Raw genomic sequence first — 24,835 nt, forward strand, 5'->3', positions numbered from 1 at the left:
TGAACGCTGATTTATTAAGCGCAGAAATTATTCGTCTTATTTATTCCGATTATAAAATGGAAACGCAAATGACCGTTCAGGATTACTTATTAAAATTTCGAAAAATCAGTTCGCTTGAAAGCCTTGAAAAACTTTTCGACCACCTTAACTATTCCCTGACCGACACCGTGGAGATCGTCAATATGTATCGTGCCGCCGATCATCGTCGGGCAGAGCTGGTTTCCGGTGGGAAATTGTTCGATATCGGCCAGGTGCCTAAATCCGTTTGGCGTTACGTGCAATAAATCCTGTTCTCAACCATGCCAGTTGCTTATACTCCCGCCCTTCATTTCATCGAAACCGGGAGAAATAATGTCTTCTCAATCTGCTGAACGTATCGGCGGGTGGCTGCTGGGCCCACTGGCATGGCTACTGGTAGCATTGCTGAGCACGTCGTTGTCGCTGTTGATATTTGCTAACGCGCTGATGTCCTCCCGGACCTTTGCCCTGTTGTCGGAGATGAGCACAGGCCACCTCCTGCTGTGGGTCGGCTCGTTGTTGTTCGCTATCGGCATGTGGTACTACACCCTGTGGCTAACCTTTGCCTTTTTCAAACGACGGGCGCTGGTGCCAAAGCATTACATTATCTGGCTGCTGGTGTCTTTGCTGCTGGCGATAAAAGCGTTTGCCTTTTCACCGATCACCGATGCAATGGCCCTGCGCCAGCTGGTGTTCCCGCTGCTTGCCGCAGCGCTGCTGGTGCCTTACTTCAAACGCTCAAAGCGGGTTAAGCGAACTTTCGTGAATTCGTAATACCCACACAGTTAACCTGTTGTCGCCGGTATCGATTTATTCGATAATAGGCGGCTTTTTCTGTTTTCAGGTCGAGTTGATGGCTGATTATTTACTGCTCTTTATTGGTACTGTCCTCGTTAACAACTTCGTTCTGGTGAAGTTTCTTGGATTATGCCCGTTTATGGGGGTCTCCAAAAAACTGGAAACCGCTATGGGAATGGGGCTGGCTACCACGTTTGTGATGACCCTGGCCTCTATCAGTGCCTGGTTGATTGATACCTGGATTCTAATCCCGCTCAATCTGATTTATCTGCGCACGCTGGCCTTTATTCTGGTCATCGCGGTGGTTGTGCAATTTACCGAAATGGTGGTTCGCAAAACCAGCCCGGCGCTGTATCGCCTGTTAGGCATTTTCCTGCCGCTGATTACCACCAACTGTGCGGTGCTTGGCGTGGCGCTGTTGAATATAAACCTCGGCCATAACTTCCTGCAGTCCGCACTGTACGGCTTTGCCGCCGCGGTCGGTTTCTCACTGGTGATGGTGTTGTTTGCGGCAATTCGCGAGCGACTGGTGGTGGCGGATGTCCCTGCGCCGTTTCGTGGTAATGCGATTGCCCTGGTGACAGCGGGTCTGATGTCGCTGGCATTTATGGGCTTTAGTGGTTTGGTGAAGTTGTAATATGAGTGCTGTTTGGATAGCGGTGATCGCCATCAGCCTGCTGGGGCTGATTTTTGGCTTGATTCTGGGATACGCCTCCCGCCGCTTCAAAGTAGAAGATGACCCGGTGGTCGAAAAAGTCGATGAACTGCTCCCGCAAAGTCAGTGTGGGCAGTGCGGCTACCCGGGCTGCCGCCCGTATGCCGAAGCCGTCGGTACTCAGGGCGAGAAAATTAACCGTTGCGCCCCAGGCGGCGAAGCGGTGATGCTGAAAATCGCGGCCTTGTTAAACGTCGACCCGCAACCCATTGATGGCGATGAGCAGGCGCAGGAACCCGTCCGCATGCTGGCCATTATCGACGAGAACAACTGCATCGGCTGTACCAAATGCATCCAGGCCTGCCCTGTCGATGCGATTCTTGGCGCCACCCGTGCCATGCATACCGTGATGAGCGATCTGTGTACCGGCTGTAATCTCTGTGTCGCGCCATGCCCGACGCAATGTATAGAAATGGTGCCGGTCGCGACGACCACTGAAACCTGGAAATGGGATCTTCACACTATTCCGGTACGCAATATTCCTGTGGAACAACATGTTTAAGTTATTCTCCGCATTCAGAAAAGACAAAATCTGGGATTTCAACGGTGGTATTCATCCGCCAGAAATGAAAAGCCAGTCTAACGCGACGCCACTGCGCCAGGTTCCCCTGCCACAGCAATTTGTCATCCCGCTGAAGCAGCACATTGGTGCCGAGGGTGAACTGTGCGTAAAACCGGGCGATCGGGTATTGCGTGGTCAGCCACTGACCCGCGGATGGGGTCGAATGCTGCCGGTGCATGCGCCGACCTCCGGCGTGGTGAGCGCCATTGCTCCGCACTCAACGGCCCACCCCTCCGCGCTGGCAGAAATGAGCGTGATTATCGATGCCGATGGCGAGGACCGTTGGATCGAGCGCGACGGCTGGAGTGATTATCAGAATAAGAGCCGTGAAGCGCTGATTGAGCGCATCCATCAGTTCGGCGTTGCAGGCCTTGGCGGTGCAGGATTCCCGACGGGAACCAAATTACGCGGCGGTGGCGACAAAATCGAAACCTTGATTATTAACGCCGCCGAGTGCGAACCATACATTACCGCCGACGATCGCCTGATGCAGGACTGCGCGGCACAAATTATTGACGGTATCCGCATCCTGGCCCACATATTACAGCCCCGCCAGGTTCTGATCGGCATTGAAGATAATAAACCGCAGGCCATTTCGATGCTGCGGGCGGTGCTGTCTGATGCCCACGGCATTGAGCTGCGCGTCATTCCGACCAAATACCCGTCGGGTGGGGCCAAACAACTGACGCAGATCCTCACCGGGAAACAGGTTCCCCACGGCGGGCGCTCCTCCGACATCGGCATTCTGATGCAAAACGTTGGAACAGCCTATGCGGTGAAACGCGCGGTGATTGACGGTGAGCCACTCACCGAACGTGTTGTCACCCTGACCGGCGAATCGGTTACCCGTCCTGGCAACGTCTGGGCGCGACTGGGTACACCGGTGCGTCACCTGCTTGAAAACGCCGGTTTTTGCCCGAGCGCAGAGCAGATGGTGATCATGGGCGGCCCGCTGATGGGGTTCACCCTGCCGTGGCTGGACGTTCCGGTCGTTAAAATCACCAACTGCCTGCTGGCGCCATCCGTTGATGAAATGGGTCAGGCCGAAGAAGAGAAAGGCTGCATCCGCTGCAGCGCCTGCGCCGACGCCTGCCCTGCCGACCTGCTGCCTCAGCAGCTTTACTGGTTCAGCAAAGGGCAACAGCACGACAAAGCCACGAGCCATAACCTGGCAGACTGTATTGAGTGCGGCGCCTGCGCCTGGGTCTGCCCGAGTAATATTCCGTTGGTACAATACTTCCGCCAGGAAAAAGCGGAGATTACCGCTATCCGTCAGGAAGAGAAACGCGCGGCGGAAGCTAAAGCCCGATTTGAAGCACGCCAGGCGCGTCTGGAGCGTGATAAAGCCGCACGCCAGGAACGGCACAAGCAGTCCGCGGTACAACCGGCGGCGAAAGATCAGGATGCCATCAACGCCGCGCTGGCCCGGGTGCGTGACAAACAGCGCGATGCCGCACAGCCGATTGTCATCCAGGCCGGCACAAAACCGGACAACAGTGATGCCATTGCTGCACGCGAGGCGCGTAAAGCCGAGGCGCGCGCCCGCAAGGCCGAGCAACAGAATGCCCCGCAGGCTGATGCTCAGCCCGTGACCGAAGCCGCCGTTGACCCGCGGAAAGCGGCGGTCGACGCCGCCATTGCCCGCGCTAAGGCCCGCAAGGCCGAGCAACAGAATGCCCCGCAGGCTGAAGCTCAGCCCGTGGCCGACGTCGCCGTTGACCCGCGTAAAGCGGCAGTCGAAGCGGCGATTGCCCGCGCTAAGGCCCGCAAGGCCGAGCAGCAGAATGCCCCACAAGCGGAAGCTCAGCCCGTAGCCGACGCCGCCGTTGACCCGCGTAAAGCGGCGGTCGAAGCGGCGATTGCCCGCGCGAAGGCCCGCAAGGCCGAGCAGCAGAATGCCCCACAGGCGGAAGCTCAGCCCGTAGCCGACGCCGCCGTTGACCCGCGCAAAGCGGCGGTCGAAGCGGCGATTGCCCGCGCGAAGGCCCGCAAGGCCGAGCAGCAGAATGCCCCGCAGGCTGAAGCTCAGCCCGTGGCCGACGCCGCCGTTGACCCGCGTAAAGCGGCAGTCGAAGCGGCGATTGCCCGCGCTAAGGCTCGCAAGGCCGAACAGCAGCAAGAGCAACATCCGCCAGCCGCCAACGACGATCCGCGCAAAGCCGCGGTCGCTGAAGCAATCGCCCGTGTTCAGGCCAGGAAAACATCCCGGCAGGCAGTTAACGAGGAATAAATGGTTTTCAGAATCGCAAGCTCCCCTTATACCCATAACCAGCGTCAGACCTCACGGATAATGCTGCTGGTGTTGCTCGCGACCGTTCCCGGTCTGGTGGTCCAGACCTGGTTCTTTGGTTGGGGTACCGCTATACAGCTTATTCTGGCAGCCCTGACCGCCTGGGGGACAGAAGCCGCGATCCTCAAATTGCGCAAACAGAATATTGCCGCCACCCTTGCCGATAACTCTGCGTTGCTGACCGGCTTGCTGTTAGCCATCAGTATTCCGCCGCTGGCCCCCTGGTGGATGGTGGTATTAGGGACTACCTTTGCCATTATTATCGCCAAACAGTTGTACGGTGGACTGGGTCACAACCCGTTTAATCCCGCGATGATTGGTTACGTCGTCCTGCTTATTTCATTCCCGGTGCAGATGACTTCATGGCTCCCGCCGCATGACATTGCCGCGACTATCCCAGGCTTCACCGATGCCCTTCAGGTGATCTTTACCGGTCATACCGCCAGCGGTGGCGACATTCATACCCTGCGAATGGGCATTGACGGGATAAGCCAGGCCACGCCGCTCGATACCTTTAAAACCTCCCTGCGTGCCGGGCATGAGGTTAAAGAGATCATGCAGTATCCTATTTTCGGCGGCGTACTGGTTGGGCCGGGCTGGCAATGGGTCAATCTCGCCTATCTGGTCGGCGGCCTGTTCTTGCTGTGGCAGAAAACCATCCGCTGGCATATCCCGCTAAGCTTCCTGCTCAGCCTGGCCGTGTGCGCCACCCTAGGCTGGCTGTTTTCACCGCAAAGCCTTGCCGCGCCACAGATTCATATGCTGTCTGGCGCAACTATGCTGGGGGCATTCTTTATTCTGACGGATCCGGTCACCGCCTCAACGACCAACCGCGGCCGCCTGATTTTCGGTGCCCTTGCCGGCCTGCTGGTCTGGCTGATCCGCAGTTTTGGTGGGTATCCCGACGGCGTGGCCTTTGCCGTACTGCTGGCAAACATCACCGTTCCGTTGATTGATTACTACACGCGCCCGCGCGTTTATGGCCACCGCTGAGGATTGATGATGTTAAATAGCATGCGCAAACACGGGATCACGCTGGCGCTGTTTGCCGCCGGTACCACCGGGTTGACCGCAGCCATCAATGCGCTGACGAAATCGACCATTGATGAGCAGGCGGCTACGCAACAAAAAGCGTTATTCAATCAGGTTCTGCCTGCCGAGCGCTACAATAACGATCTACTGAAGAGCTGCTTTCTGGTGGCGGAGCCGTCGCTCGGCAAAGGCCAGCATAGGATTTGGATAGCCAGAAACGAAGATGCTCCGGTCGGGGTCGTAATGGAAGCTACTGCACCGGATGGTTACTCTGGTGCCATTCAACTGCTGGTCGCGGCCGATTTCAAAGGCACTATACTGGGTACTCGCGTGACCGAGCATCATGAGACCCCAGGCCTGGGTGATAAAATTGAGTTACGCCTGTCGGACTGGATCACCTACTTTGCCGGTAAAGTGATCCATGGTGCAGACGACAGCCATTTTGCCGTCAAAAAAGACGGCGGTGATTTTGATCAGTTCACTGGCGCCACCATCACCCCACGTGCGGTGGTCAACGCCGTGAAACGCGCCGGTTTATATGCCCAGACGCTACCGGCACACATTCCCGAACTTACCCCCTGTGGAGAGTAGACCATGAGCGAAGTCAAAGAGGTCATTGTTCAGGGGTTGTGGAAAAACAACTCCGCCCTGGTACAGCTGCTCGGCATGTGCCCTCTGCTCGCCGTGACGTCAACCGCCACCAATGCCCTCGGGCTGGGGCTGGCGACGACGCTGGTGCTGACGCTGACTAACCTGGCTATCTCCAGCCTGCGCCGCTGGACGCCGGCCGAGATCCGTATCCCCATTTACGTGATGATCATTGCCTCGGTGGTGAGCGTGGTCCAGATGCTGATTAACGCCTACGCTTTTGGCCTGTATCAGTCTCTGGGGATTTTTATCCCGCTGATCGTCACCAACTGCATCGTGGTCGGTCGGGCGGAAGCCTTTGCCGCTAAAAAAGGGCCAGCCCTGTCGGCGCTGGATGGTTTTTCCATTGGGATGGGAGCCACCTGCGCAATGTTTGTGCTGGGGTCGCTGCGCGAGATTATCGGTAACGGTACCCTGTTCGACGGCGCAGACAGCCTGCTGGGCAGCTGGGCTAAAGTGCTGCGTATTGAGGTATTCCATACTGATACGCCGTTCCTGCTGGCGATGCTGCCACCGGGTGCGTTTATTGGCCTGGGAATGATGCTGGCGGTAAAATACCTTATTGATGAACGCACTAAACAGCGTAAAGCCAAAGCGGTTGCGGCGTCACCTGCCACCCCCGTTGATGCGCACAGGGAAAGTCTGGGATGAATAAAAGCAAGCGTCTGGAAATCCTCACCCGGCTGCGGGATAACGACCCGCACCCAACCACAGAACTCAATTTCACCAGCCCGTTTGAGCTCCTGATTGCGGTGTTGCTGTCCGCTCAGGCAACGGACGTCAGCGTGAACAAAGCCACGGCAAAGCTCTACCCGGTGGCCAATACTCCGGCCGCGATGCTGGAACTGGGTGTCGACGGCGTCAAGTCGTACATCAAGACTATCGGGCTGTTTAACAGCAAAGCGGAAAACGTCATTAAGACCTGCCGGATCCTGCTCGAACAGCATAATGGTGAGGTTCCCGAAGACAGAGCGGCGCTGGAGGCCCTTCCCGGCGTGGGCAGGAAAACCGCCAACGTGGTGCTGAATACCGCATTTGGCTGGCCGACGATTGCGGTCGACACGCATATCTTTCGCGTTTGCAATCGGACACAATTTGCCCCCGGCAAGAACGTTGAACAGGTTGAGGAAAAACTGCTAAAGGTGGTTCCTGCCGAGTTTAAAGTCGACTGCCATCACTGGCTGATTCTGCATGGGCGTTACACCTGCATTGCCCGTAAACCGCGCTGTGGCTCCTGCCTGATCGAAGACTTATGCGAGTTTAAAGAGAAAGTCTACCCCTGATGCCTGTGCAGAATCATGACCACTCCATAACAGTGATTCTGCTCTTAACCCCACCTTCCTGCCTTTAACACCAATAATTATCCACTTTGCAGAAGAATTAACCGCTTATATAACGCACAGCCAGGTTAATCATTTTTTATGTAGCAAAAATTTCTATACATTTGTGATCCAGATCACCTTGGTAACCTTATGTTAATTTTTTGTTTCTTTGCTGATAATGAAATCCAGCATTTGCAATACCAGAGCGGCAGCAGTCAGGACAATACCCCGTCTAATTTTAGGAATATGGGCTATATCACTAGATTCAAGGCTTATCAGCAGAACATATCGCCGTTATCCAATTTTTTTCGTAAGCCGACAGATAAAAATGTCACCAATACCTAAAAGATGAAATTTAACTCTGCATAACATTTAAATGACTGGCGTATTATAACGCCTGAGATATATGTAACAGAGTATTACAAACCCCTTGCCTGAATGCCCAGGATAGTGAACATTACTTCCCGTTTTCCCTCCAGAATAACTATAAAGGCGGCGCTCTTCTCAGATTGTGCCCCGAACACCCCCCGTTAATATGGGATGTAAAAAAAGAGGTATATGTGTCAACTGCAAACAATAAACCAGCAGAAAGCGTGAGTTTGAACGCTTTCAAACAACCGAAATCGTTCTATCTGATCTTCTCGATCGAATTATGGGAGCGTTTTGGTTATTACGGCCTGCAAGGGATCATGGCCGTTTACCTGGTAAAACAGCTGGGTATGTCAGAAGCGGATTCTATTACACTCTTCTCCTCCTTTAGTGCACTGGTTTATGGCCTTGTCGCTATCGGCGGCTGGCTGGGCGACAAAGTCCTCGGTACCAAACGTGTCATCATGCTGGGTACTATCGTACTGGCGATTGGTTACGCGCTGGTCGCATACTCCGGCCATGATGCGGCAATCGTGTATATGGGTATGGCGACTATCGCCGTCGGTAACGGCCTGTTTAAGGCTAACCCGTCCTCCCTGCTCTCGACCTGTTATGAGAAAGACGACCCGCGTCTCGATGGCGCATTTACGATGTACTATATGTCCATCAACATCGGTTCATTCTTCTCTATGCTGGCTACCCCGTGGCTGGCCGCGAAGTTCGGCTGGAGCATCGCCTTCTCTCTGAGCTTCGTCGGGATGCTGATCACCCTCGTGAACTTTATGTTCTGCAAAAAATGGGTGAAAAACTACGGTTCTAAACCTGACTTTGCACCGGTTCACTACGGCAAACTGCTGGCGACTCTCGTCGGTGTGGTCATCCTTGTGGTGATTGCAACCTGGCTGCTGCACAACCAGGGTATTGCTCGTATGGTACTGGGCGTGGTTGCGCTGGGTATCGTGGTTATCTTTGCTAAAGAAGCAATGGGAATGCAAGGCGCTGCACGTCGTAAAATGATTGTGGCCTTTATTCTGATGCTTCAGGCGATCGTCTTCTTCGTGCTGTACAGCCAGATGCCGACCTCCCTGAACTTCTTCGCCATCCGCAACGTTGAGCACGCTATTCTGGGGATCAGCTTCCAGCCGGAGCAGTTCCAGGCGCTGAACCCGTTCTGGATCATGATCGGCAGCCCGATTCTGGCCGCGATCTATAACAAGATGGGCGACCGTCTGCCGATGCCGCACAAATTTGCTATCGGTATGGTGCTGTGCTCGCTGGCGTTCCTCGTGCTGCCGCTGGGCGCGAAATTCGCTACCGATGCCGGCATTGTTTCCGTGAACTGGCTGATTCTGAGCTACGCGCTGCAGAGTATCGGCGAGCTGATGATCTCCGGTCTCGGTCTGGCCATGGTGGCTCAGCTGGTTCCTCAGCGTCTGATGGGCTTCATCATGGGTAGCTGGTTCCTGACCACCGCTGGTGCAGCAATCATCGCCGGTAAAGTCGCTAACCTGATGGCGGTACCAGAAAACGTAACCGACCCGCTGCAGTCTCTTGCCGTCTATGGTCACGTGTTCCTGCAGATCGGTATTACTACTGCCGTTATCTCCGTGCTGATGTTTGCCTTCGCGCCGAAGCTGAACCGCATGACTCAGGATGACGACACCGTCGCTAAAGCTCGCGATACGGCTACCGTCTAAGCGCTTCGGGAAAACCAATAAATTTAGGCCGCTAACGTTTTGTTAGCGGCTTTTTTTTTACCCCTGGGCTAACATACAGAAAACTGCAGCCACGAGGAGTTACTGATGAAACTGTTCTACAAACCCGGTGCGTGTTCCCTTGCCTCACATATCGCCCTGCGCGAAAGTGGACTGGACTTCACTTTGCAAGGCGTTGATCTGATGCATAAGCGCCTGGAAAACGGTGATGATTATCTGCAGATCAACCCTAAAGGCCAGGTACCGGCGCTGCTGCTTGACGACGATATTCTGCTCACCGAAGGCGTTGCCATCATGCAGTATATTGCAGACCAGGTCCCGGACCGTCAGCTACTGGCACCGGTCGGCTCCGTTGCCCGTTACCAGACGCTGGAATGGCTCAACTACGTCGCTACCGAGCTGCATAAAGGCTTCACGCCGCTGTTTCGCCCGGACACCCCGGAAGACTACAAACCGACAGCACGTGCTCAGCTGGAGAAAAAGCTGCAGTATATTGATGGGTCGCTTGCGGATAAGCAGTGGCTGAACGGTCACCGTTTTACTATTGCCGACGGCTATCTGTTTACGGTACTGCGCTGGGCGTATGCGCTGAAGTTAGATATGACAGGCTATCCGCATATTGCGGTCTGGATGCAGCACATGGCGGCGCGTCCATCGGTTGCCGCAGCGCTGGCGGCTGAAGGGCTCAAGTAAGGTAAGATAAGCTGCCCGGCGCAATACCGGGCAAATAACGACGTTTACAGCGCTATCGCGCTGAAGTGCTGCTCCGGCTGCGCAATACGATCCTGCGCGGCAACGACCTGCAGTTCATACTCCTGCATATTTTTGGTCGTCAGCATGATTTCATAGACCGCGGCGGTGACATGTTCCAACGCCTCACGCAGAGTTGCCCCCTGCAGCAGCTTAACCAGCAGCAGTCCGCTGGTCACATCCCCCACGCCTACCGGCTGGCGCAGGCCAAAATCCACCAGCGGACGGCTGATATGCCATGCTTCGTCGTGCGTCACCAGCAGCATTTCAAAACGCTCCATGCTGCGTCCTGCGCGGGCAAGATGTTTCACTAACACCACCTGCGGCCCCTGAGCGATCAGTTCACGCGCGGCGGCCACGGCTTGCTCGACGTTTGCTACCGGATGACCGCACAAGATCTCCAGCTCAATCAGGTTTGGCGCAATGATATCGCTTGCCGGCAGCGCATGACGTACATGAAACTCCGCGACGCCAGGTGCAACAATGCAGCCTTTCTCCGGGTGACCCATCACCGGATCGCAGAAGTATTTCGCCGCCGGATTGGCCGCCTTCACCTGACGTACGATCCCGAGAATATGCTCGCCCTGTTCAGCAGAGCCCAGATAACCGCTCAGGACTGCATCACAACGCTGCAGCTGATCGATATCCGCAATCCCCTGGACGATCTCGGTGAGATGCGCAGGCGGCATCACACACCCGGTCCATTTCCCGTACTGGGTATGATTGGAAAACTGTACGGTATTAAGGGGCCAGACGTTCGCGCCCAGGCGGCGCATCGGGAATTCTGCGGCACTATTGCCGGCGTGGCCAAACACAACGTGGGACTGGATGGCGAGGATGTTCTTCATCTTGGGTACCTGACAGCAAAAAATAAGGGGCGTGGTTTCCCACGCCCCTGCCTTTACGCAATTACTTCCAGCAGACCAGACAGTAATTTTTCTTACCGCGACGCAGTAAGGTATAGCGGCCAAACAGGCGGTCGCTATCGGTGAAGACATATTCCGGGTCGGACTGTTTTTCACCGTTGATGGTGACCGCATTGGAGGCAATGGTTTTACGCGCCTGGCCACGAGAAGGCTGCAGCTCGGAATCTACCAGCGCCTGCATCAGGTCAGCACCGCGGTCCATTTCAATCATCGGCACGCCATCCTGCGCCAGCTGTTCGAAGTCAGCTTCGCTCAGGTCGCTCAGATTGCCGTTGAACAGGCTTTCTGTAATGCGTTTAGCGGCGATCAGGCCTTCTTCGCCATGCACCAGACGGGTGACCAGCTCTGCCAGCACGTACTGCGCACGTGGCGCCTTACCGCTGTTCTTGTCTTCTTCTTCCAGGGCATTGATCTCAGCGATGTCCATAAAGGTGAAGAACTTGAGGAAGCGGTAAACATCGGCATCCGCGGTGTTAATCCAGAACTGGTAGAATTTGTACGGACTGGTTTTCTTCGGATCCAGCCATACTGCACCACCTTCCGTTTTACCGAACTTGGTACCATCTGCTTTGGTGATCAGCGGCACGGTCAGACCAAAGACCTGGTTCTGGTGCAGACGACGGGTCAAATCGATACCCGAGGTGATGTTACCCCACTGATCGGAGCCGCCAATCTGCAGCGCCACGCCGTGCAGTTTGTTCAGGCACGCGAAGTCATAACCCTGCAACAGGTTATAAGAGAATTCAGTAAACGAGATGCCCTGATCGTCACGGTTGAGGCGCTGCTTAACCGCTTCTTTGTTGATCATCTGGTTGACGGAGAAGTGCTTACCGATATCGCGCAGGAAAGTCAGCACGTTCATGCCGCCAAACCAGTCGTAGTTGTTCGCGGCAATCGCGGCGTTATCACCGCAATCAAAGTCGAGGAACGGTGCGACCTGCTTGCGGATTTTATCCACCCACTCCTGCACGGTATCTTCAGTGTTGAGTTTACGCTCGGCGGCTTTGAAGCTCGGGTCACCGATCAGACCGGTTGCGCCTCCCACCAATGCCACGGGTTTATGGCCTGCCTGCTGGAAGCGTTTCAGGCATAACAATGGAACAAGATGCCCCAAATGCAAGCTGTCAGCGGTAGGATCGAAGCCGCAATAGAGCGCGATCGGGCCTTGCGCCAGTCGCTCTGCTAACGCTTCCTCGTCCGTCACCTGGGCTACCAGCCCCCGCTCTTGCAATTGTTTAATCAAGTTACTGCTTGCCATCAAATTCTCCATGTATAAAACGACTGCACCTTTGCCGGTACACGACTTTTCGCCAGACGCGAAAAAAGATATCTCTGCAAAATTATTCACGATACGCCACGCAAGCAGCGCCGGCCAGAAAATCACCGGGATTAGCGGGTGCGGACCACCACGACGCAGCATGAAAAATGAAGGCTATAGAATAAAGCGCCAGCCCATCGAGCACCAGCGCTTAACACAACAAATTTCCGGGATTACGGGGCCAGGCGATCGATTTTCCACGCGTCATGGTCGCGCTGGTATAAAAAACGATCGTGCAGACGGTGTTCACCGCCCTGCCAGAACTCCATCTGATCGATAGAGATGCGGAATCCTCCCCAGAAGCTCGGCAGCGGCACTTCGCCCTGCTGGAATTTTTGCTTCAGTTCGAGGAATTTACTTTCAAGAATACCGCGGGCCGAGATGCGGCTTGATTGCTGGGACACCCAGGCGCCGATCTGGCTGTCGCGCGGGCGACTATGGAAATATTTCACCACTTCGAGGGTAGACAAGCGTTCGGCTTTGCCGACCACCATTACCTGGCGCTCCAGCATATGCCACGGGAACAGCAGGCTGACATGCGGATTTTTTTCAATCTGGTGCGCTTTGCGGCTGCCGAGGTTGGTATAGAACACCAACCCTTTTTCGTCATAGTGCTTAAGCAGTACGATGCGCTGCCAGGGTTGGCCGTTTTCATCAACGGTGGCGACAACCATTGCCGTCGGATCGGCCAGTCGGGCATCACAGGCCTGGCGAAGCCAACGCTCAAACAATGTTAGCGGTTCAGCGGGAAGATCGTGGCGACGCAGGCCACCACGGGTGTACTCTCGGCGCAGATGCGCGATTTGCTGCAAATCATCGTTATCAGACATGGCACTGAAGAAAGTTGTCATCGGGTGGCGTCATTGTGCGCCCCCGGGACAGAAATCTCAACGTTTGGCCGTCTGCAGCTGGCAGTTGTCCAGCACCACGTGGTCGCGTTTGTAGACGGTGGCGCTGTCGCCTTTCGACCAGAATACATAAACACCGTCGGTATAACGCGCACCGGAGGCCGAAATACCCTGCTGCAGATTCAACTGCTGATTGTCATAAATGAAGCTGGCAACCTGACGTGTGTTGTTGATATGTACCGTCAGCGGTTTCTGATCGCACTGATATTCCAGGGTGTTGGTCTGCATCCGGTCCACAAACTGGTTGTAGTAACTACAGCCTGCCAGCATAAAAGGGAGAACAACAATAAGGATTTTTTTCATTCGTTTGCCTTCGACTTTCCCGGTCCAGAGGGGCTTGTCGCCCCCCGTTAATTAAGCCAGTTTACTGGTTAATCCATAAGAGAGATTTCAGTTAACTCTGATTTTGCCGCGGACTGGCAGGGAAAATTGCCCCGAGTATCGACGCCTCGGAGGCACCGGTGACCGATGGTAAATTGCCCGGTAGACCGGACATAGTACGCCACGCCAGCCAGGCAAACGCCAGGGCTTCCATATCATCGCCGCTGATACCTGCCGCGTCGGTGGTGGAGACCTCGGTTCCCGGCAGCAGTGCCGCCAGACGAGCCATCAACAACGGGTTACGGGCGCCGCCGCCGCACACCAGCAGGCGTTCGCAGCCGCCGCTCAGCATAACCTGTTCGGCGATGGTCACCGCCGTTAACTCAACCAGAGTCGCCTGAACATCCTGGGCACGTAGCCCGGAAAAACGCGCCAGATGCTGTTCCAGCCAGCCATAATTAAAATATTCGCGCCCGGTGCTTTTCGGCGCCGGCAACGCAAACCACGGATCACTGAGCATATTCTGCAGCAGCGGTAGCAGAACTTTACCCTCGCTGGCCCATTGCGCATCTTTATCGTAGGGTTTCCCGCACTGGCGCCAGATCCAGGCATCCATCAGCATATTACCCGGTCCCGTATCATACCCGCGCACCGGCACACCCGGCGCTAACAGTGACAGGTTGGCAATCCCTCCGATATTGAGCACGATGCGTCGCTCATCCGGATGCGCCAGCAGCGCATGGTGGAAAGCCGGTACCAGCGGTGCGCCCTGCCCGCCGAGGGCAATATCGCGGCGGCGAAAATCGCCGACGACGGTCACGCCGGTCTTTGCCACAATCTGATTGTTATCGCCAATTTGCAGGGTGTGCGGCGCCTCACCGGTAGGCTCATGCCATACCGTTTGCCCATGACAGCCGATGGCAATGATATCCGCCGCCTGCAGTTTCTCCTGACGCATCAGCGCCAGCACCGCATCGGCAAACAGCCGCCCCAGACGTGTATCCAGACGGCCGAACTGCGACAGCGTCAGCTGCTGTCCCTGACAGATGGCGAGGATGTCCTCTTTTAAGGCAATGGGAATAGGGTATGACAGGCTCGCCTGCTGTGCCACCACGTTTTCATTGATTGCCGCCAAAACAACATCAATACCATCAAGGCTGGTACCGGACATGACGCCAATAAAGTGACCTGATTTCATACACCTTCCTCATTCCATGATTCGTTTACGCCACACTCAATCATAAAGAGAGGGGCATTGCTATGGCGTAATAATGTTTATTAACACTAAAACGCCAGGGTTGCGCATAGCGTAAAGCACCTGTGTTTATGTTAGGTTGAGAAGCGTCTGATTATTATTTTTGCATACTCCATGCTGCAGGTATGCCCGTCGTCGATGAAATACCATATAATTGAGCGCATGGACGTTCAACAGAACACTATTTAGTGAAGGAGATTCATCAATGATTTTACGTGTTTTGGCTGTCTCGATGATTGGTTTATCACTTGCCGGCTGCGTCAGCAGCAGTGGCCTCTCCGGAGACGTTTACTCCGCATCAGAAGCCAAACAAGTGCAGAGCGTCACCTACGGGACCATCGTGCATACTCGCGCCGTACAGATTCAGAGCGGCGACGACAGCAATGCGATCGGTGCTATCGGTGGTGCGGTTCTTGGTGGTTTTCTGGGTAACACCATCGGTGGTGGTACCGGTCGTTCACTGGCAACTGCCGCGGGTGCCGTCGCAGGTGGCGTAGCAGGCCAGGGCGTGCAAGGCGCGATGAACAAAACCCAGGGTGTTGAGCTGGAAATCCGTAAAGATGACGGTAATACCATTCTGGTCGTACAGAAACAGGGCACTACCCCGTTCTCCGTCGGTCAGCGTGTTGCCATTGCTGGCAGCGGCAGTCAGGTTACGGTTTCCCCACGTTAATTTCCTCGATAATGCGGCCTGTTCGGGCCGCATTATTTTTTCATACGTCAGGTTAATCTCCGCACGGTCTCTTTCTATTCAGGCATGACCTTCCCTCGTCGGCCATCACTTTCTCATCCATCATTTGCGTTTGCTCAATATTCTGCCATCACAGCCCTGTATATTATTAAGAAAATTCGCATTCCAAACATAATAAATCTGAGCCAACAACCAACCTCTCACATGGATGTAACTAATGTTTATTGAGCGTCATCACTTAGTAAAAAGAACATTAATCTTTCTGGCTGTCGGCATTATTGCCATTGGCCTGATACATTTGTTCTCCGAGTCATTAATTAGTCGTATGCCGACATTCAACCCACTTCTTTTCCCCGTGTTGACGGTTTTCTTATTAATACTCCATGTGACCATTTCTTGTTTTATGGTCATGAAGTACTGGTGTAACCGAAAACGTCTGTACCTGATCGCGATTGCCTGTGCCTTTGCGGGTTCGTCATTGTTGATGTTTGGTACGTTAAGCAGCTACCCAGGGTGGTTCCTGTGTGACTCGGGGTTACTTACCAACGCCAATGATGCACTGATATTTTACAGCTTCCGCAACATGATGATGATGGTGTTGTTTATTCTCAGCATCACGTTGTTCCACTTCCGTCATAGCGAGAGACTGACGCGCAAAACACACGCCTTTATTTTAATGTTTTGTATCTTATTTACTGGCTTCATTTGCGCATTATCGTGGATGTACTCAAGCCACCATTCATTACTTTATATCACACTAATTGACAATGCCACCTTAACTCACTCAGCACTGTGGCAGAATATTCTGGGTTGTCTGATGGCGATTGGGTGGTTTATCACTTTGTTATTCCTGATTTCTATTACCCAGCTTCGCAATATATTCTGGTATAGCGGCGCTTTTTTCTGTAGCGCCTATATATTTACACTGGCTTTTCTTTTATTGACAAGAGGCAATACAGAGTACGCCTGGTATTACGCCAGAATCTTTGAAGTTATCAGTACATTATTTATGTTTTTTATCCTGTTATGCGATGTATTCAGCCTGTACCGCAAATCCGAGTTAAACTATATGACCTCGTATCAAAACTCGATTCGCGATTCGTTAACCCGGCTATATAACCGCAGCCACTTCTACGACACCCTGACCAGGCAACTGTCGACAGTGTCCGCCATACGACCGCTGTCGGTGATCGTCTGCGACCTCGACTTCTTCAAACGCATTAACGATAACTATGGCCACGTGCAGGGAGACAAAGTCATCCAGTTTGCTGCCAGCGTTCTGCAGAAGAATGTCCGGGCACAAGATGCCGCCGCCCGCATCGGCGGAGAAGAGTTTGCTCTGCTGCTGGTCAATACCGGACCGCAAGATGCTCTGGCAGTGGCAGAGCGCATTCGTCTGGCGGTCAACGAGAAGCAAGACGATCTACCGGAAAAAATGACCATCAGCGCAGGCATTTTCACCGTTTCTGACGCTACCCTGGCTCCGGAAGAGTGCGTGAAGCGGGCCGATACGGCCATGTATCAGGCCAAAAATAGCGGCAGAAATCGCGTAGTGGTATGGGGGGAATAAGCAAAAAAGGGCCTTGAGAAATCAAGGCCCTGAATAGATTAATCTTTTGCCTGCAGATCGAGGATGTTGTGTTCCAGTTTACGCACCAAATGGAGCAGCGTTTCCACCTCTTCTGGCGAAACGCCGGACAGAATTTCATCGCGTGTCTTACCGATCACCTCTTCCATTTCATTGATCAGCGGTTCCGCTTTTTCCGTCAACCTGATGCGTTTCGCGCGCCTGTCGTTGGCACAGGTCTGGCGAGAAATAAGACCTTTCTCTTCCAGCTGATCCAAGGTGCGCACCAGAGAAGGTTGCTCAATACCAATCGCTTTCGCCAGTTGAATTTGCGACTGCTCAGGCGGCAGCTGATGAATATTGTGCAGCGTAACCCAGTGCGTCTGCGTTAACTCCAGAGGTTTCAGGCGATGGTCGATCAGCGCGCGCCAGACGCGGACTAAACGTGCCAGATCAGAACCCAGTGGCGATTCCAATTTCATCTCCTTATAATTAGCTTGCTAAGTTATTATACTGATTTTAGAATAGTTTGCAGTATTTAAATTAGCAAAACAAATGAATTACCTGATTCACCAACATCAAAACAATGATTTACACTGTGTAATAGTAGCATGCCCTGAACTTACTCCCTGCAATAGCAAAGGATTTTTGCTTGTGAAACTGAGTCTTAACACGTCAGGATTGTCGCTCCAGGACCTGATTTTTGGCGCGTCTATCTACTTTCCTCCCCTGTTTAAAGCCGTTCTGCTGGGATTTTTTGTCTGGCTGGTGATTCATCGCCAGTTGCGTGACTGGATGTATGCCGGTGATATCTGGCATCCCCTGCTGATGGACCTGTCCTTTTTCGCGCTTTCTGTTTGTCTGGCTCTGGTTCTACTGACTGCCTGGTAATGTTCACGACATGAAAAAACTAAAATATCTCTCGACCCTGTTTGTTGCCGCCCTCGCCCTCATTGCCGCCTGGCTGGTGTGGAACTACTACACCCAGTCTCCCTGGACGCGGGATGGCAAAGTGCGCGCTGAGCATGTCAGTATTACGCCCCAGGTTTCCGGAAGCATCCTCCAGCTTAACGTGCGCGATAACCAGCTCGTGAAAGCGGGTGACGTGCTGTTTCGCATCGATGATACCCCTTACCACATCGCCCTCCTGAACGCCCAGGCGCAGCTCGCTAAGGCTCAGGCGGAGATGGCGAAAGCCAAAGCGGAACAGAGCAAAGCGGCGAACGATGCCCAGCGCCGCCGTCACCTGACGAAGGACGCGATTTCCGCCGAAGACCTGGAGAACGTTAATACCGCGCTGAACACCGCCAGCACCGGTCTTGAGGCTGCCAGAGCGGTGATCGGGGTGGCTCAGGCCAGCCTGGAACACGCCCGCTGGCAGCTCGGTCAAACCGAGGTGAAATCCCCGGTAGACGGCTGGGTCACCAATCTCAGCACCCGGGTCGGTGACTATGCCGCCGTCGGTCATCCGGTTTTCGCCCTGGTCGACAGCCATTCGTTTTATGTCATCGGTTATTTTGAAGAAACCAAGCTGCGTCATATCCGCGCCGGCGATAGCGCGCAGATCGTTCTTTACAGCAGCAAACAAACGTTACAGGGTCACGTAGCCAGTATCGGTCGCGCCATCGTCGACCAGAGCGTCGAGGGGGGAAACAGCCTGGTGGCGAACATCAAACCCAATATTCCGTGGGTGCGCCTGGCACAACGCGTGCCGGTACGCATCGAGTTTGATGCCCTGCCGCCAGAGACTACGCTGGTTTCTGGTACCACCTGCACCGTCTCGATTGGCACACCATGATGAAACTGCAGGCCCTGTCGTGGCGTGCTCTACCGTGGGTTAAGGCCAGCCGTCCGCAGTGGCGCTACGCGCTGCGCAACGGCATTGCTATGTGCCTGGCGCTGAGCATCGCCTACTGGCTGAACCTAGATGAGCCCTACTGGGCGATGACCTCCGCCGCCGTCGTCAGCTTCCCGACCGTCGGCGGCGTGATCAGCAAAAGCTTTGGCCGTATCGCCGGCAGCCTGCTCGGGGCCTGCGCCGCACTGTTGCTCGCCGGGCATACCCTCAACGACCCGTGGCTGTTCCTGTTCAGTATCTCGGCGTGGATCGCCTTCTGTACCTGGGCCTGCGCGATGTATACCAACAACGTGGCCTATGCCTTCCAGCTCGCCGGCTATACCTGCGCGATAATCGCCTTCCCGGTGATTAACATTACCGATGCCAATGAGCTGTGGACCATCGCGCAGTCGCGGGTGTGCGAGGTGATTGTCGGGATCCTCTGCGGCGGGCTGATGATGATGATCATGCCCAGCACCTCCGACGGCACCACGCTGCTGACGGCGTTGAAAAACATGCATGCGCGTCTGCTTGAACACGCCAGTCTGCTGTGGGTGCCGGAAACCACCGATGCTATTCGTAGCGCCCACGAAAGCGTGATTGGGCAAATTCTGACCATGAACCTGCTGCGCATTCAGGCCTTCTGGAGCCACTACCGTTTTCGTCGGCAGAATCCGCTGCTCAATTACTTACTCCACCAGCAACTGCGCCTGACCAGCGTCATCTCCAGCCTGCGCCGGATGTTGATCAACTGGCCGGCAGCGCCGGCAGAAACCCGCCAGGTGCTGGAAACGCTGCTCGTCGCGCTTGCCAGTCCGCGGGCCGATTTTTACAGCATCGCGCGGATTATTGCCCCGCTGGCACCCTCCGCCGGGGCCGACTACCGCCACCTCGCCGTCTGGAAGCGCCTGCGCTACTTTTGCCGGTTGTATCTCGACAGCAGCCGCTGGATCCGCCGGGTAGAAAATGCCTCGGCGATCGCCGAGTTTAACGTCCCTTCCGCCCCGGCCTTAGCACGCCATACCGATCAGGCTGAAGCACTGTGGAATGGCATCAGGACCTTTTGCGCCCTGGTCGCGGTCGGTGCCTGGGGTATCAGTACTCAGTGGCAGGCCTGCGCTGCCGCACTAACCCTGGCGGCAATCTGCTGCGTGCTCTACTCCGTCTCGCCGTCGCCGTTCAAATCATTAACGTTACTGATGCGTACGCTGGTTTTGCTGTCGGTGTTCAGCTTTGCGGTGAAGTTCGGCCTGATGGTACAAATAACCGATCTATGGCAGTTTTTGTTATTCCTGTTCCCGCTGCTGACCACCATGCAGTTGTTGAAGCTACAGATGCCCAAACTGGCTGGTCTGTGGGGGCAGCTGATTGTTTTTATGGGGTCGTTTATTTCGGTGACCAACCCACCGGTGTATGACTTCGCCGCCTTCCTCAACGACAACCTTGGCAAAATTATTGGCGTCGGCTTTGCCTGGCTGGCGTTTGCGGTAATTAGTCCGGGTTCCGATGCACGTAAGAGCCGGCGCCATATCAAAACGTTACGCCGTCACTTTGTCGATCAGCTTAGCCGTCACCCGCAGCACAGCGAGCATGAGTTTGAATCGCTGGTGTATCACCACATCAGCCAGTTAAGCCACAGCCAGGATGCCCTGGCCCGCCGCTGGTTGCTGCGCTGGGGGGTGGTGTTGCTCAACTGTTCGCACGTGGTCTGGCAACTGCGCGAATGGGAAACCCGCTCAGATCCGCTGTCGCAGGTTCGTGATTTGTGTATTAGTCTGCTGCGCGATGTAATGAGCGAACGTGGCGTTCAGCAACGCCCGCTGGCCTCTACGCTGCGTGAGCTGCAGCATATTTGCGACACCCTGAACCATCACCATCAACCGGCGGCGAAAGAGCTGGCAGCGGTGATTTGGCGGTTGTATTGCGCGCTGTCTCAGCTTGAGCAGGCACCCGCCATCGGGACGATAACGGAAAGCGCGATTGCGGAGAAAAAACCTGAGTAAACGCCTCCGCCAGTGCGGAGGCGGGATATCTTACGGTACGTCGTAACCTAACGCCGCTTTACGAATGCGGAACCACTGCTGGCGAGACATGTTTAGTTTCTCTGCCACCACCGCCGAGCGCACGCGCTCTATTTTACCAGAGCCGATAATCGGCAGCGGCTGGGACGGCAGACGCAGGATCCACGCATACACCACCTGCTCAATGCTCTCGGCATTCAGCTCATGAGCAACCTGCGCCAGCTCATCACGCAGCGGCTGGAAGCGCTCGTCATTGAACAGGCTGCCGCCGCCAAGGCATGACCAGGCCATCGGCCGGATGCGCAGTTGCTGGAGCTGATCCAGCGTGCCATCCAGCAACAGCGGCTGGTGTACCGGAGAGATTTCCACCTGGTTAGTCGCCAAGGTAAACGGCAGGCGCGATTGCAGCAGGGTAAACTGTGCCGGCGTAAAGTTGGACACGCCGAAGTGACGGACTTTACCGCTGTGATGCAGCGCGAGGAAGGCTTCCGCCACGTCATCCGCGTTCATCAACGGGTCCGGGCGGTGAATCAGCAGCAGATCCAGATGGTCGGTTGCCAGATTACGCAGAGACTGTTCCGCGCTTAAGACGATATGGTCGCGGTCGGTAATATAGTGGCCGATGGTGTTTTCGGCGCGGGCTTTGGTGGCAATCCCGCACTTGCTAACAATCTCCATCCGGCTACGCAGGTGCGGCGCCAGCTTGAGAGCTTCACCAAACGCCGCTTCACACTGATAATCACCGTAAATATCCGCATGGTCGATGGTCGTAATGCCCAGATCCAGGTGCTGCTCGATAAAACTCACCAGCGCGCTGGGGGACATGTTCCAGTCCATCAACCGCCAGTAGCCCATAACAAAACGCGAGAATTCCGGCCCCTGTGGAGCCATAGCAATACGCTGAACCATAACGACATCCTCAACAAATAAGTGGGTTGAGTATACGCAATTTTGTCATTAAAACAGTGAGGGTTGCTGCGGTTCTTCCGCGGCCTGGGGTTTATTCGCACGTAATTTGCGCAGTAAACGCTGGCGACACAGGCGCAGGACATCCTGTTTTTGCACATCACTCATGGTTTGCCATTGAAAGCGCTCCTCGCGACTGCGAAAGCAGCCCCGGCAAAAGCCGCGCTCATCTGACTGACAAATTCCCCGGCACGGACTTTGTACCGGGAAAAACTCCAGCTGCTCTGCCACCACACTGCCCCCGTCGCTTATCTGTACCGTTTATTGAAGACGTTTCAACCGGACTACGCAACTTTTGTTCTTCAGGCTCTGCGCCCTGTGGCACTTTACTTTTTTTCTTGCATTAGACCAATCGGTCTATTACAGTGAGCCCCATGAACAAACATAGCGAATGCGATACCCGCGAACACATCCTTGCTACCGGTGAACAGCTGTGCATGCACCGCGGTTTTACCGGCATGGGGCTGAGCGAACTGTTAAAAATAGCAGAAGTGCCGAAAGGCTCTTTCTACCACTATTTTCGTTCCAAGGAAGCTTACGGCGTTGCGCTGCTGGAATATCACTATGCCGGCTATCTTCAGCGACTGGTGGAGCACTTTTCTCACGGCGAAGGCAACTATCGCGATCGTCTGCTGGCGTACTATCAGCATACCCTGACGCAGTTTTGCCAGCAGGGTATTATCAGCGGCTGTCTGACGGTGAAACTTTCCGCTGAAGTGTGCGACCTGTCTGAATCGATGCGTGCGGAAATGAACAAAGGCGCCAGCCAGATTATTCACCTGCTGGGTGACGCGTTGGAACACGGGCGCCAGGAAGGTAGCCTGCAGTTTAACGGTGATGCATTCACCCTCTCCCAGGTGCTTTACTCCCTGTGGCTGGGTGCCAATTTACAGGCCAAGATTACCCATAGTGCGATGCCGCTGGAAAGCGCCCTCGCCCATGCGAAACAAATTATTGCTGCGCCTGATGTTTAACAGGCGTTTTTATTTAACAAAATTCTAGACGACCGGTCTACTCAGGAGTCATTATGTCCGAATCAAAACTGTTTTCTCCATTGAAAGTCGGTGCGGTAACCGTACCTAACCGCGTGTTTATGGCTCCATTGACGCGTCTGCGCAGCATCGAGCCGGGCGATATCCCGACCCCGCTGATGGCAGAGTATTACCGTCAACGCGCCAGTTCCGGCCTGATTATCACCGAAGCCACGCAGATTTCAGCTCAGGCGAAAGGCTATGCCGGCGCCCCGGGTCTGCACAGCCCGGAACAGATTGCCGCATGGCAGAAAATTACCGCCGGTGTTCACGCTGAAGAGGGGCATATCGCCGTTCAGCTGTGGCACACCGGCCGCATCTCCCACAATTCCCTGCAGCCGGGCGGCGAAGCGCCAGTCGCGCCCTCTGCTATCAGCGCGGGCACTCGTACTTCTCTGCGTGATGAAAACGGCCATGCGATCCGCGTCGATACCTCAATGCCACGTGCGCTTGAGACCGCCGAAATCCCCGGTATCGTTGACGATTTCCGCCAGGCGGTAGGTAACGCCCGTGATGCTGGTTTTGACCTTGTTGAACTGCACTCGGCACATGGTTACCTGCTGCACCAGTTCCTCTCCCCGTCCTCCAACCACCGTACAGACCAGTATGGCGGCAGCGTCGAAAACCGTGCGCGCCTGGTACTGGAAGTGGTTGATGCGGTCAGCAAAGAGTGGAGCGCCGATCGTATTGGTATCCGCGTTTCACCAATTGGTAGTTTCCAGAATGTCGATAACGGTCCGAATGAAGAAGAAGATGCACTGTATCTGATTGAAGAACTGGCCAAACGCGGCATCGCCTACCTGCATATGTCCGAACCGGACTGGGCCGGTGGTCAGCCGTATAGCGACGCGTTCCGTCAGAAAGTTCGCGCCCGTTTCCCAGGTGCGATTATCGGTGCCGGTGCCTACACCGTGGAAAAAGCCAACGATCTGATCGGCAAAGGGTTAATCGACGCGGTGGCCTTTGGTCGCGACTATATCGCCAACCCGGATCTGGTGGCTCGTTTGCAGCATAAAGCACCGCTGAACCCGCAGCGCCCGGAAAGCTTCTATGGCGGTGGCGCAGAAGGTTATACCGATTATCCGACGCTGTAATTTCCCGGATTAGCGCGGCGGTATCCCGCCGCCATGTTCCCCTAAGCCCGCTCAGCGTGCGTATCGGGGCGCTAATCGGAATGAGATTGTCAGGGCCGCCTGAAATGGCGGCTTTTTTACGTTATAGTGCCTCAGTGCTAGCAACACCCTGGCCGTGTTCTGACACTATTCTGACCATCGTATATACGGCTTCTGTCTGGAGGCTGTAATAAAGGAGTATAAAATCATGCGCTTACTTCACACCATGCTGCGCGTTGGCGATCTGCAGCGTTCTATCGAGTTTTACACCAACGTGCTGGGCATGAAGCTGCTGCGCACCAGCGAAAACACCGAGTATAAATATTCGCTGGCCTTCGTCGGTTACGGTGAAGAAACCGATACCGCCGTCATCGAATTGACCTACAACTGGGGCGTCGACAAGTATGACCTCGGTAACGCCTACGGCCATATTGCGCTGAGCGTAGAGAACGCAGCCCAGGCCTGTGAACTTATTCGCCAGAACGGCGGCAACGTCACTCGCGAAGCCGGCCCGGTCAAAGGCGGCACGACGGTTATCGCCTTTGTTGAAGATCCTGATGGTTACAAAATCGAACTGATTGAAGAGAAAGACGCTGGCAAAGGTCTCGGTCACTAACCGGCTTCGGGCGCATCGGCGCCCGCTGTTTTCTCCCCCTTCCTGCT

27 protein-coding genes are annotated in these 24,835 nt (G+C 54.9%); 19 read left to right on the forward strand and 8 right to left on the reverse strand.

Going from position 1 to position 24,835, the window contains the following annotated elements; genetic code table 11:
- The first annotated feature begins 68 nt into the window (after positions 1-68).
- The 11 genes from ydgT (at position 69) to gstA (ending at position 10,162) form a co-directional block, all read left to right on the forward strand.
- The gene (ydgT, locus tag ACMYSO_RS03270; protein WP_123754574.1) at positions 69-284 is read left to right on the forward strand and encodes a transcription modulator YdgT; all 216 of its coding nucleotides are present in this window, start codon (positions 69-71) and stop codon (positions 282-284) included.
- A 67-nt stretch (positions 285-351) separates the two neighbouring features.
- Entirely contained in the window at positions 352-792 is a 441-nt protein-coding gene (locus tag ACMYSO_RS03275; RefSeq protein WP_434669291.1) for a DUF2569 domain-containing protein, read from the forward strand.
- 79 nt (positions 793-871) lie between these two features.
- Positions 872-1,453, forward strand: a complete 582-nt coding sequence (gene rsxA / locus ACMYSO_RS03280; RefSeq protein ID WP_123754576.1) for an electron transport complex subunit RsxA — start codon at positions 872-874, stop codon at positions 1,451-1,453.
- A gap of 1 nt (position 1,454) precedes the next feature.
- Positions 1,455-2,033, forward strand: a complete 579-nt coding sequence (gene rsxB / locus ACMYSO_RS03285; protein WP_123754577.1) for an electron transport complex subunit RsxB — start codon at positions 1,455-1,457, stop codon at positions 2,031-2,033.
- On the forward strand, positions 2,026-4,323 hold the full coding sequence (gene rsxC, locus ACMYSO_RS03290) for an electron transport complex subunit RsxC (RefSeq protein WP_434669293.1): 2,298 nt from the start codon (positions 2,026-2,028) through the stop codon (positions 4,321-4,323). Before rsxB ends, rsxC begins: the two co-directional genes overlap by 8 nt.
- The gene (gene rsxD, locus ACMYSO_RS03295) at positions 4,324-5,376 is read left to right on the forward strand and encodes an electron transport complex subunit RsxD (RefSeq protein ID WP_434669295.1); all 1,053 of its coding nucleotides are present in this window, start codon (positions 4,324-4,326) and stop codon (positions 5,374-5,376) included. It abuts the gene before it with no gap.
- Between the two features lie 9 nt (positions 5,377-5,385).
- The gene (gene rsxG, locus ACMYSO_RS03300; RefSeq protein WP_434670729.1) at positions 5,386-6,006 is read left to right on the forward strand and encodes an electron transport complex subunit RsxG; all 621 of its coding nucleotides are present in this window, start codon (positions 5,386-5,388) and stop codon (positions 6,004-6,006) included.
- Between the two features lie 3 nt (positions 6,007-6,009).
- On the forward strand, positions 6,010-6,714 hold the full coding sequence (locus tag ACMYSO_RS03305) for an electron transport complex subunit E (protein WP_434669298.1): 705 nt from the start codon (positions 6,010-6,012) through the stop codon (positions 6,712-6,714).
- On the forward strand, positions 6,711-7,346 hold the full coding sequence (nth, locus tag ACMYSO_RS03310; protein ID WP_434584496.1) for an endonuclease III: 636 nt from the start codon (positions 6,711-6,713) through the stop codon (positions 7,344-7,346). Before ACMYSO_RS03305 ends, nth begins: the two co-directional genes overlap by 4 nt.
- A gap of 599 nt (positions 7,347-7,945) precedes the next feature.
- Positions 7,946-9,451: a dipeptide/tripeptide permease DtpA gene (gene dtpA, locus ACMYSO_RS03315; protein WP_434669301.1), complete on the forward strand. Its 1,506-nt coding sequence runs from the start codon at positions 7,946-7,948 to the stop codon at positions 9,449-9,451.
- 105 nt (positions 9,452-9,556) lie between these two features.
- The gene (gstA, locus tag ACMYSO_RS03320) at positions 9,557-10,162 is read left to right on the forward strand and encodes a glutathione transferase GstA (protein WP_434669304.1); all 606 of its coding nucleotides are present in this window, start codon (positions 9,557-9,559) and stop codon (positions 10,160-10,162) included.
- Positions 10,163-10,206: 44 nt separating this feature from the next.
- On the opposite strand, the gene pdxY is transcribed toward gstA, so the two are convergent.
- The 5 genes from pdxY to anmK all read right to left on the reverse strand — a co-directional run bounded on the left by pdxY (position 10,207) and on the right by anmK (position 14,890).
- Positions 10,207-11,067 carry a pyridoxal kinase PdxY gene (gene pdxY / locus ACMYSO_RS03325; protein ID WP_434669306.1) on the reverse strand — a complete coding sequence of 287 codons (861 nt, stop codon included), beginning with the start codon at positions 11,065-11,067 and terminating at the stop codon, positions 10,207-10,209.
- 61 nt (positions 11,068-11,128) lie between these two features.
- On the reverse strand, positions 11,129-12,403 hold the full coding sequence (gene tyrS / locus ACMYSO_RS03330; RefSeq protein ID WP_434669307.1) for a tyrosine--tRNA ligase: 1,275 nt from the start codon (positions 12,401-12,403) through the stop codon (positions 11,129-11,131).
- A 233-nt stretch (positions 12,404-12,636) separates the two neighbouring features.
- Entirely contained in the window at positions 12,637-13,293 is a 657-nt protein-coding gene (pdxH, locus tag ACMYSO_RS03335) for a pyridoxamine 5'-phosphate oxidase (RefSeq protein WP_434587281.1), read from the reverse strand.
- Positions 13,294-13,350: 57 nt separating this feature from the next.
- Positions 13,351-13,674: a C-type lysozyme inhibitor gene (gene mliC, locus ACMYSO_RS03340; RefSeq protein WP_174509360.1), complete on the reverse strand. Its 324-nt coding sequence runs from the start codon at positions 13,672-13,674 to the stop codon at positions 13,351-13,353.
- A 91-nt stretch (positions 13,675-13,765) separates the two neighbouring features.
- Positions 13,766-14,890: an anhydro-N-acetylmuramic acid kinase gene (anmK, locus tag ACMYSO_RS03345; RefSeq protein ID WP_434669310.1), complete on the reverse strand. Its 1,125-nt coding sequence runs from the start codon at positions 14,888-14,890 to the stop codon at positions 13,766-13,768.
- Positions 14,891-15,152: 262 nt separating this feature from the next.
- Between anmK and slyB the strand changes: the two genes are divergently transcribed.
- Positions 15,153-15,620: an outer membrane lipoprotein SlyB gene (slyB, locus tag ACMYSO_RS03350; protein WP_004862684.1), complete on the forward strand. Its 468-nt coding sequence runs from the start codon at positions 15,153-15,155 to the stop codon at positions 15,618-15,620.
- Between the two features lie 235 nt (positions 15,621-15,855).
- Positions 15,856-17,208 carry an MASE4 domain-containing protein gene (locus ACMYSO_RS03355; protein WP_434669312.1) on the forward strand — a complete coding sequence of 451 codons (1,353 nt, stop codon included), beginning with the start codon at positions 15,856-15,858 and terminating at the stop codon, positions 17,206-17,208.
- A gap of 38 nt (positions 17,209-17,246) precedes the next feature.
- Here the strand turns inward: ACMYSO_RS03355 and slyA are convergent, their stop codons facing one another.
- Positions 17,247-17,687 (reverse strand): transcriptional regulator SlyA, encoded by a 441-nt coding sequence (gene slyA / locus ACMYSO_RS03360; protein ID WP_434584487.1) that lies wholly within the window; start codon positions 17,685-17,687, stop codon positions 17,247-17,249.
- A gap of 172 nt (positions 17,688-17,859) precedes the next feature.
- On the opposite strand from slyA, the gene ACMYSO_RS03365 reads away from it, so the two are divergent.
- The 3 genes from ACMYSO_RS03365 to ACMYSO_RS03375 are packed head-to-tail and all read left to right on the forward strand — an operon-like array spanning position 17,860 to position 21,045.
- The gene (locus ACMYSO_RS03365) at positions 17,860-18,096 is read left to right on the forward strand and encodes a DUF1656 domain-containing protein (protein ID WP_434669313.1); all 237 of its coding nucleotides are present in this window, start codon (positions 17,860-17,862) and stop codon (positions 18,094-18,096) included.
- Positions 18,097-18,106: 10 nt separating this feature from the next.
- Positions 18,107-19,003 (forward strand): efflux RND transporter periplasmic adaptor subunit, encoded by an 897-nt coding sequence (locus ACMYSO_RS03370; protein ID WP_434669314.1) that lies wholly within the window; start codon positions 18,107-18,109, stop codon positions 19,001-19,003.
- Entirely contained in the window at positions 19,003-21,045 is a 2,043-nt protein-coding gene (locus tag ACMYSO_RS03375) for an FUSC family protein (RefSeq protein ID WP_434587279.1), read from the forward strand. Before ACMYSO_RS03370 ends, ACMYSO_RS03375 begins: the two co-directional genes overlap by 1 nt.
- A 30-nt stretch (positions 21,046-21,075) precedes the next feature.
- Here the strand turns inward: ACMYSO_RS03375 and ACMYSO_RS03380 are convergent, their stop codons facing one another.
- Together ACMYSO_RS03380 and ACMYSO_RS03385 are read right to left on the reverse strand one after the other, a co-directional pair.
- Positions 21,076-21,972, reverse strand: coding sequence for an aldo/keto reductase (locus tag ACMYSO_RS03380; RefSeq protein ID WP_434584484.1), 897 nt, complete (start codon positions 21,970-21,972; stop codon positions 21,076-21,078).
- 48 nt (positions 21,973-22,020) lie between these two features.
- Positions 22,021-22,263 (reverse strand): DUF1289 domain-containing protein, encoded by a 243-nt coding sequence (locus ACMYSO_RS03385; protein WP_174509365.1) that lies wholly within the window; start codon positions 22,261-22,263, stop codon positions 22,021-22,023.
- Positions 22,264-22,403: 140 nt separating this feature from the next.
- Between ACMYSO_RS03385 and ACMYSO_RS03390 the strand changes: the two genes are divergently transcribed.
- The 3 genes from ACMYSO_RS03390 to gloA all read left to right on the forward strand — a co-directional run bounded on the left by ACMYSO_RS03390 (position 22,404) and on the right by gloA (position 24,788).
- Positions 22,404-23,003 (forward strand): TetR/AcrR family transcriptional regulator, encoded by a 600-nt coding sequence (locus ACMYSO_RS03390; RefSeq protein WP_434669315.1) that lies wholly within the window; start codon positions 22,404-22,406, stop codon positions 23,001-23,003.
- A gap of 53 nt (positions 23,004-23,056) precedes the next feature.
- Positions 23,057-24,154, forward strand: coding sequence for an alkene reductase (locus ACMYSO_RS03395; protein WP_434584481.1), 1,098 nt, complete (start codon positions 23,057-23,059; stop codon positions 24,152-24,154).
- A 226-nt stretch (positions 24,155-24,380) separates the two neighbouring features.
- Entirely contained in the window at positions 24,381-24,788 is a 408-nt protein-coding gene (gloA, locus tag ACMYSO_RS03400) for a lactoylglutathione lyase (RefSeq protein ID WP_434584480.1), read from the forward strand.
- Positions 24,789-24,835 lie beyond the last annotated feature (47 nt).

This window comes from Klebsiella sp. B345, from assembly GCF_051131735.1.
In the GTDB taxonomy this organism is placed as follows: Bacteria; Pseudomonadota; Gammaproteobacteria; order Enterobacterales; family Enterobacteriaceae; genus Klebsiella.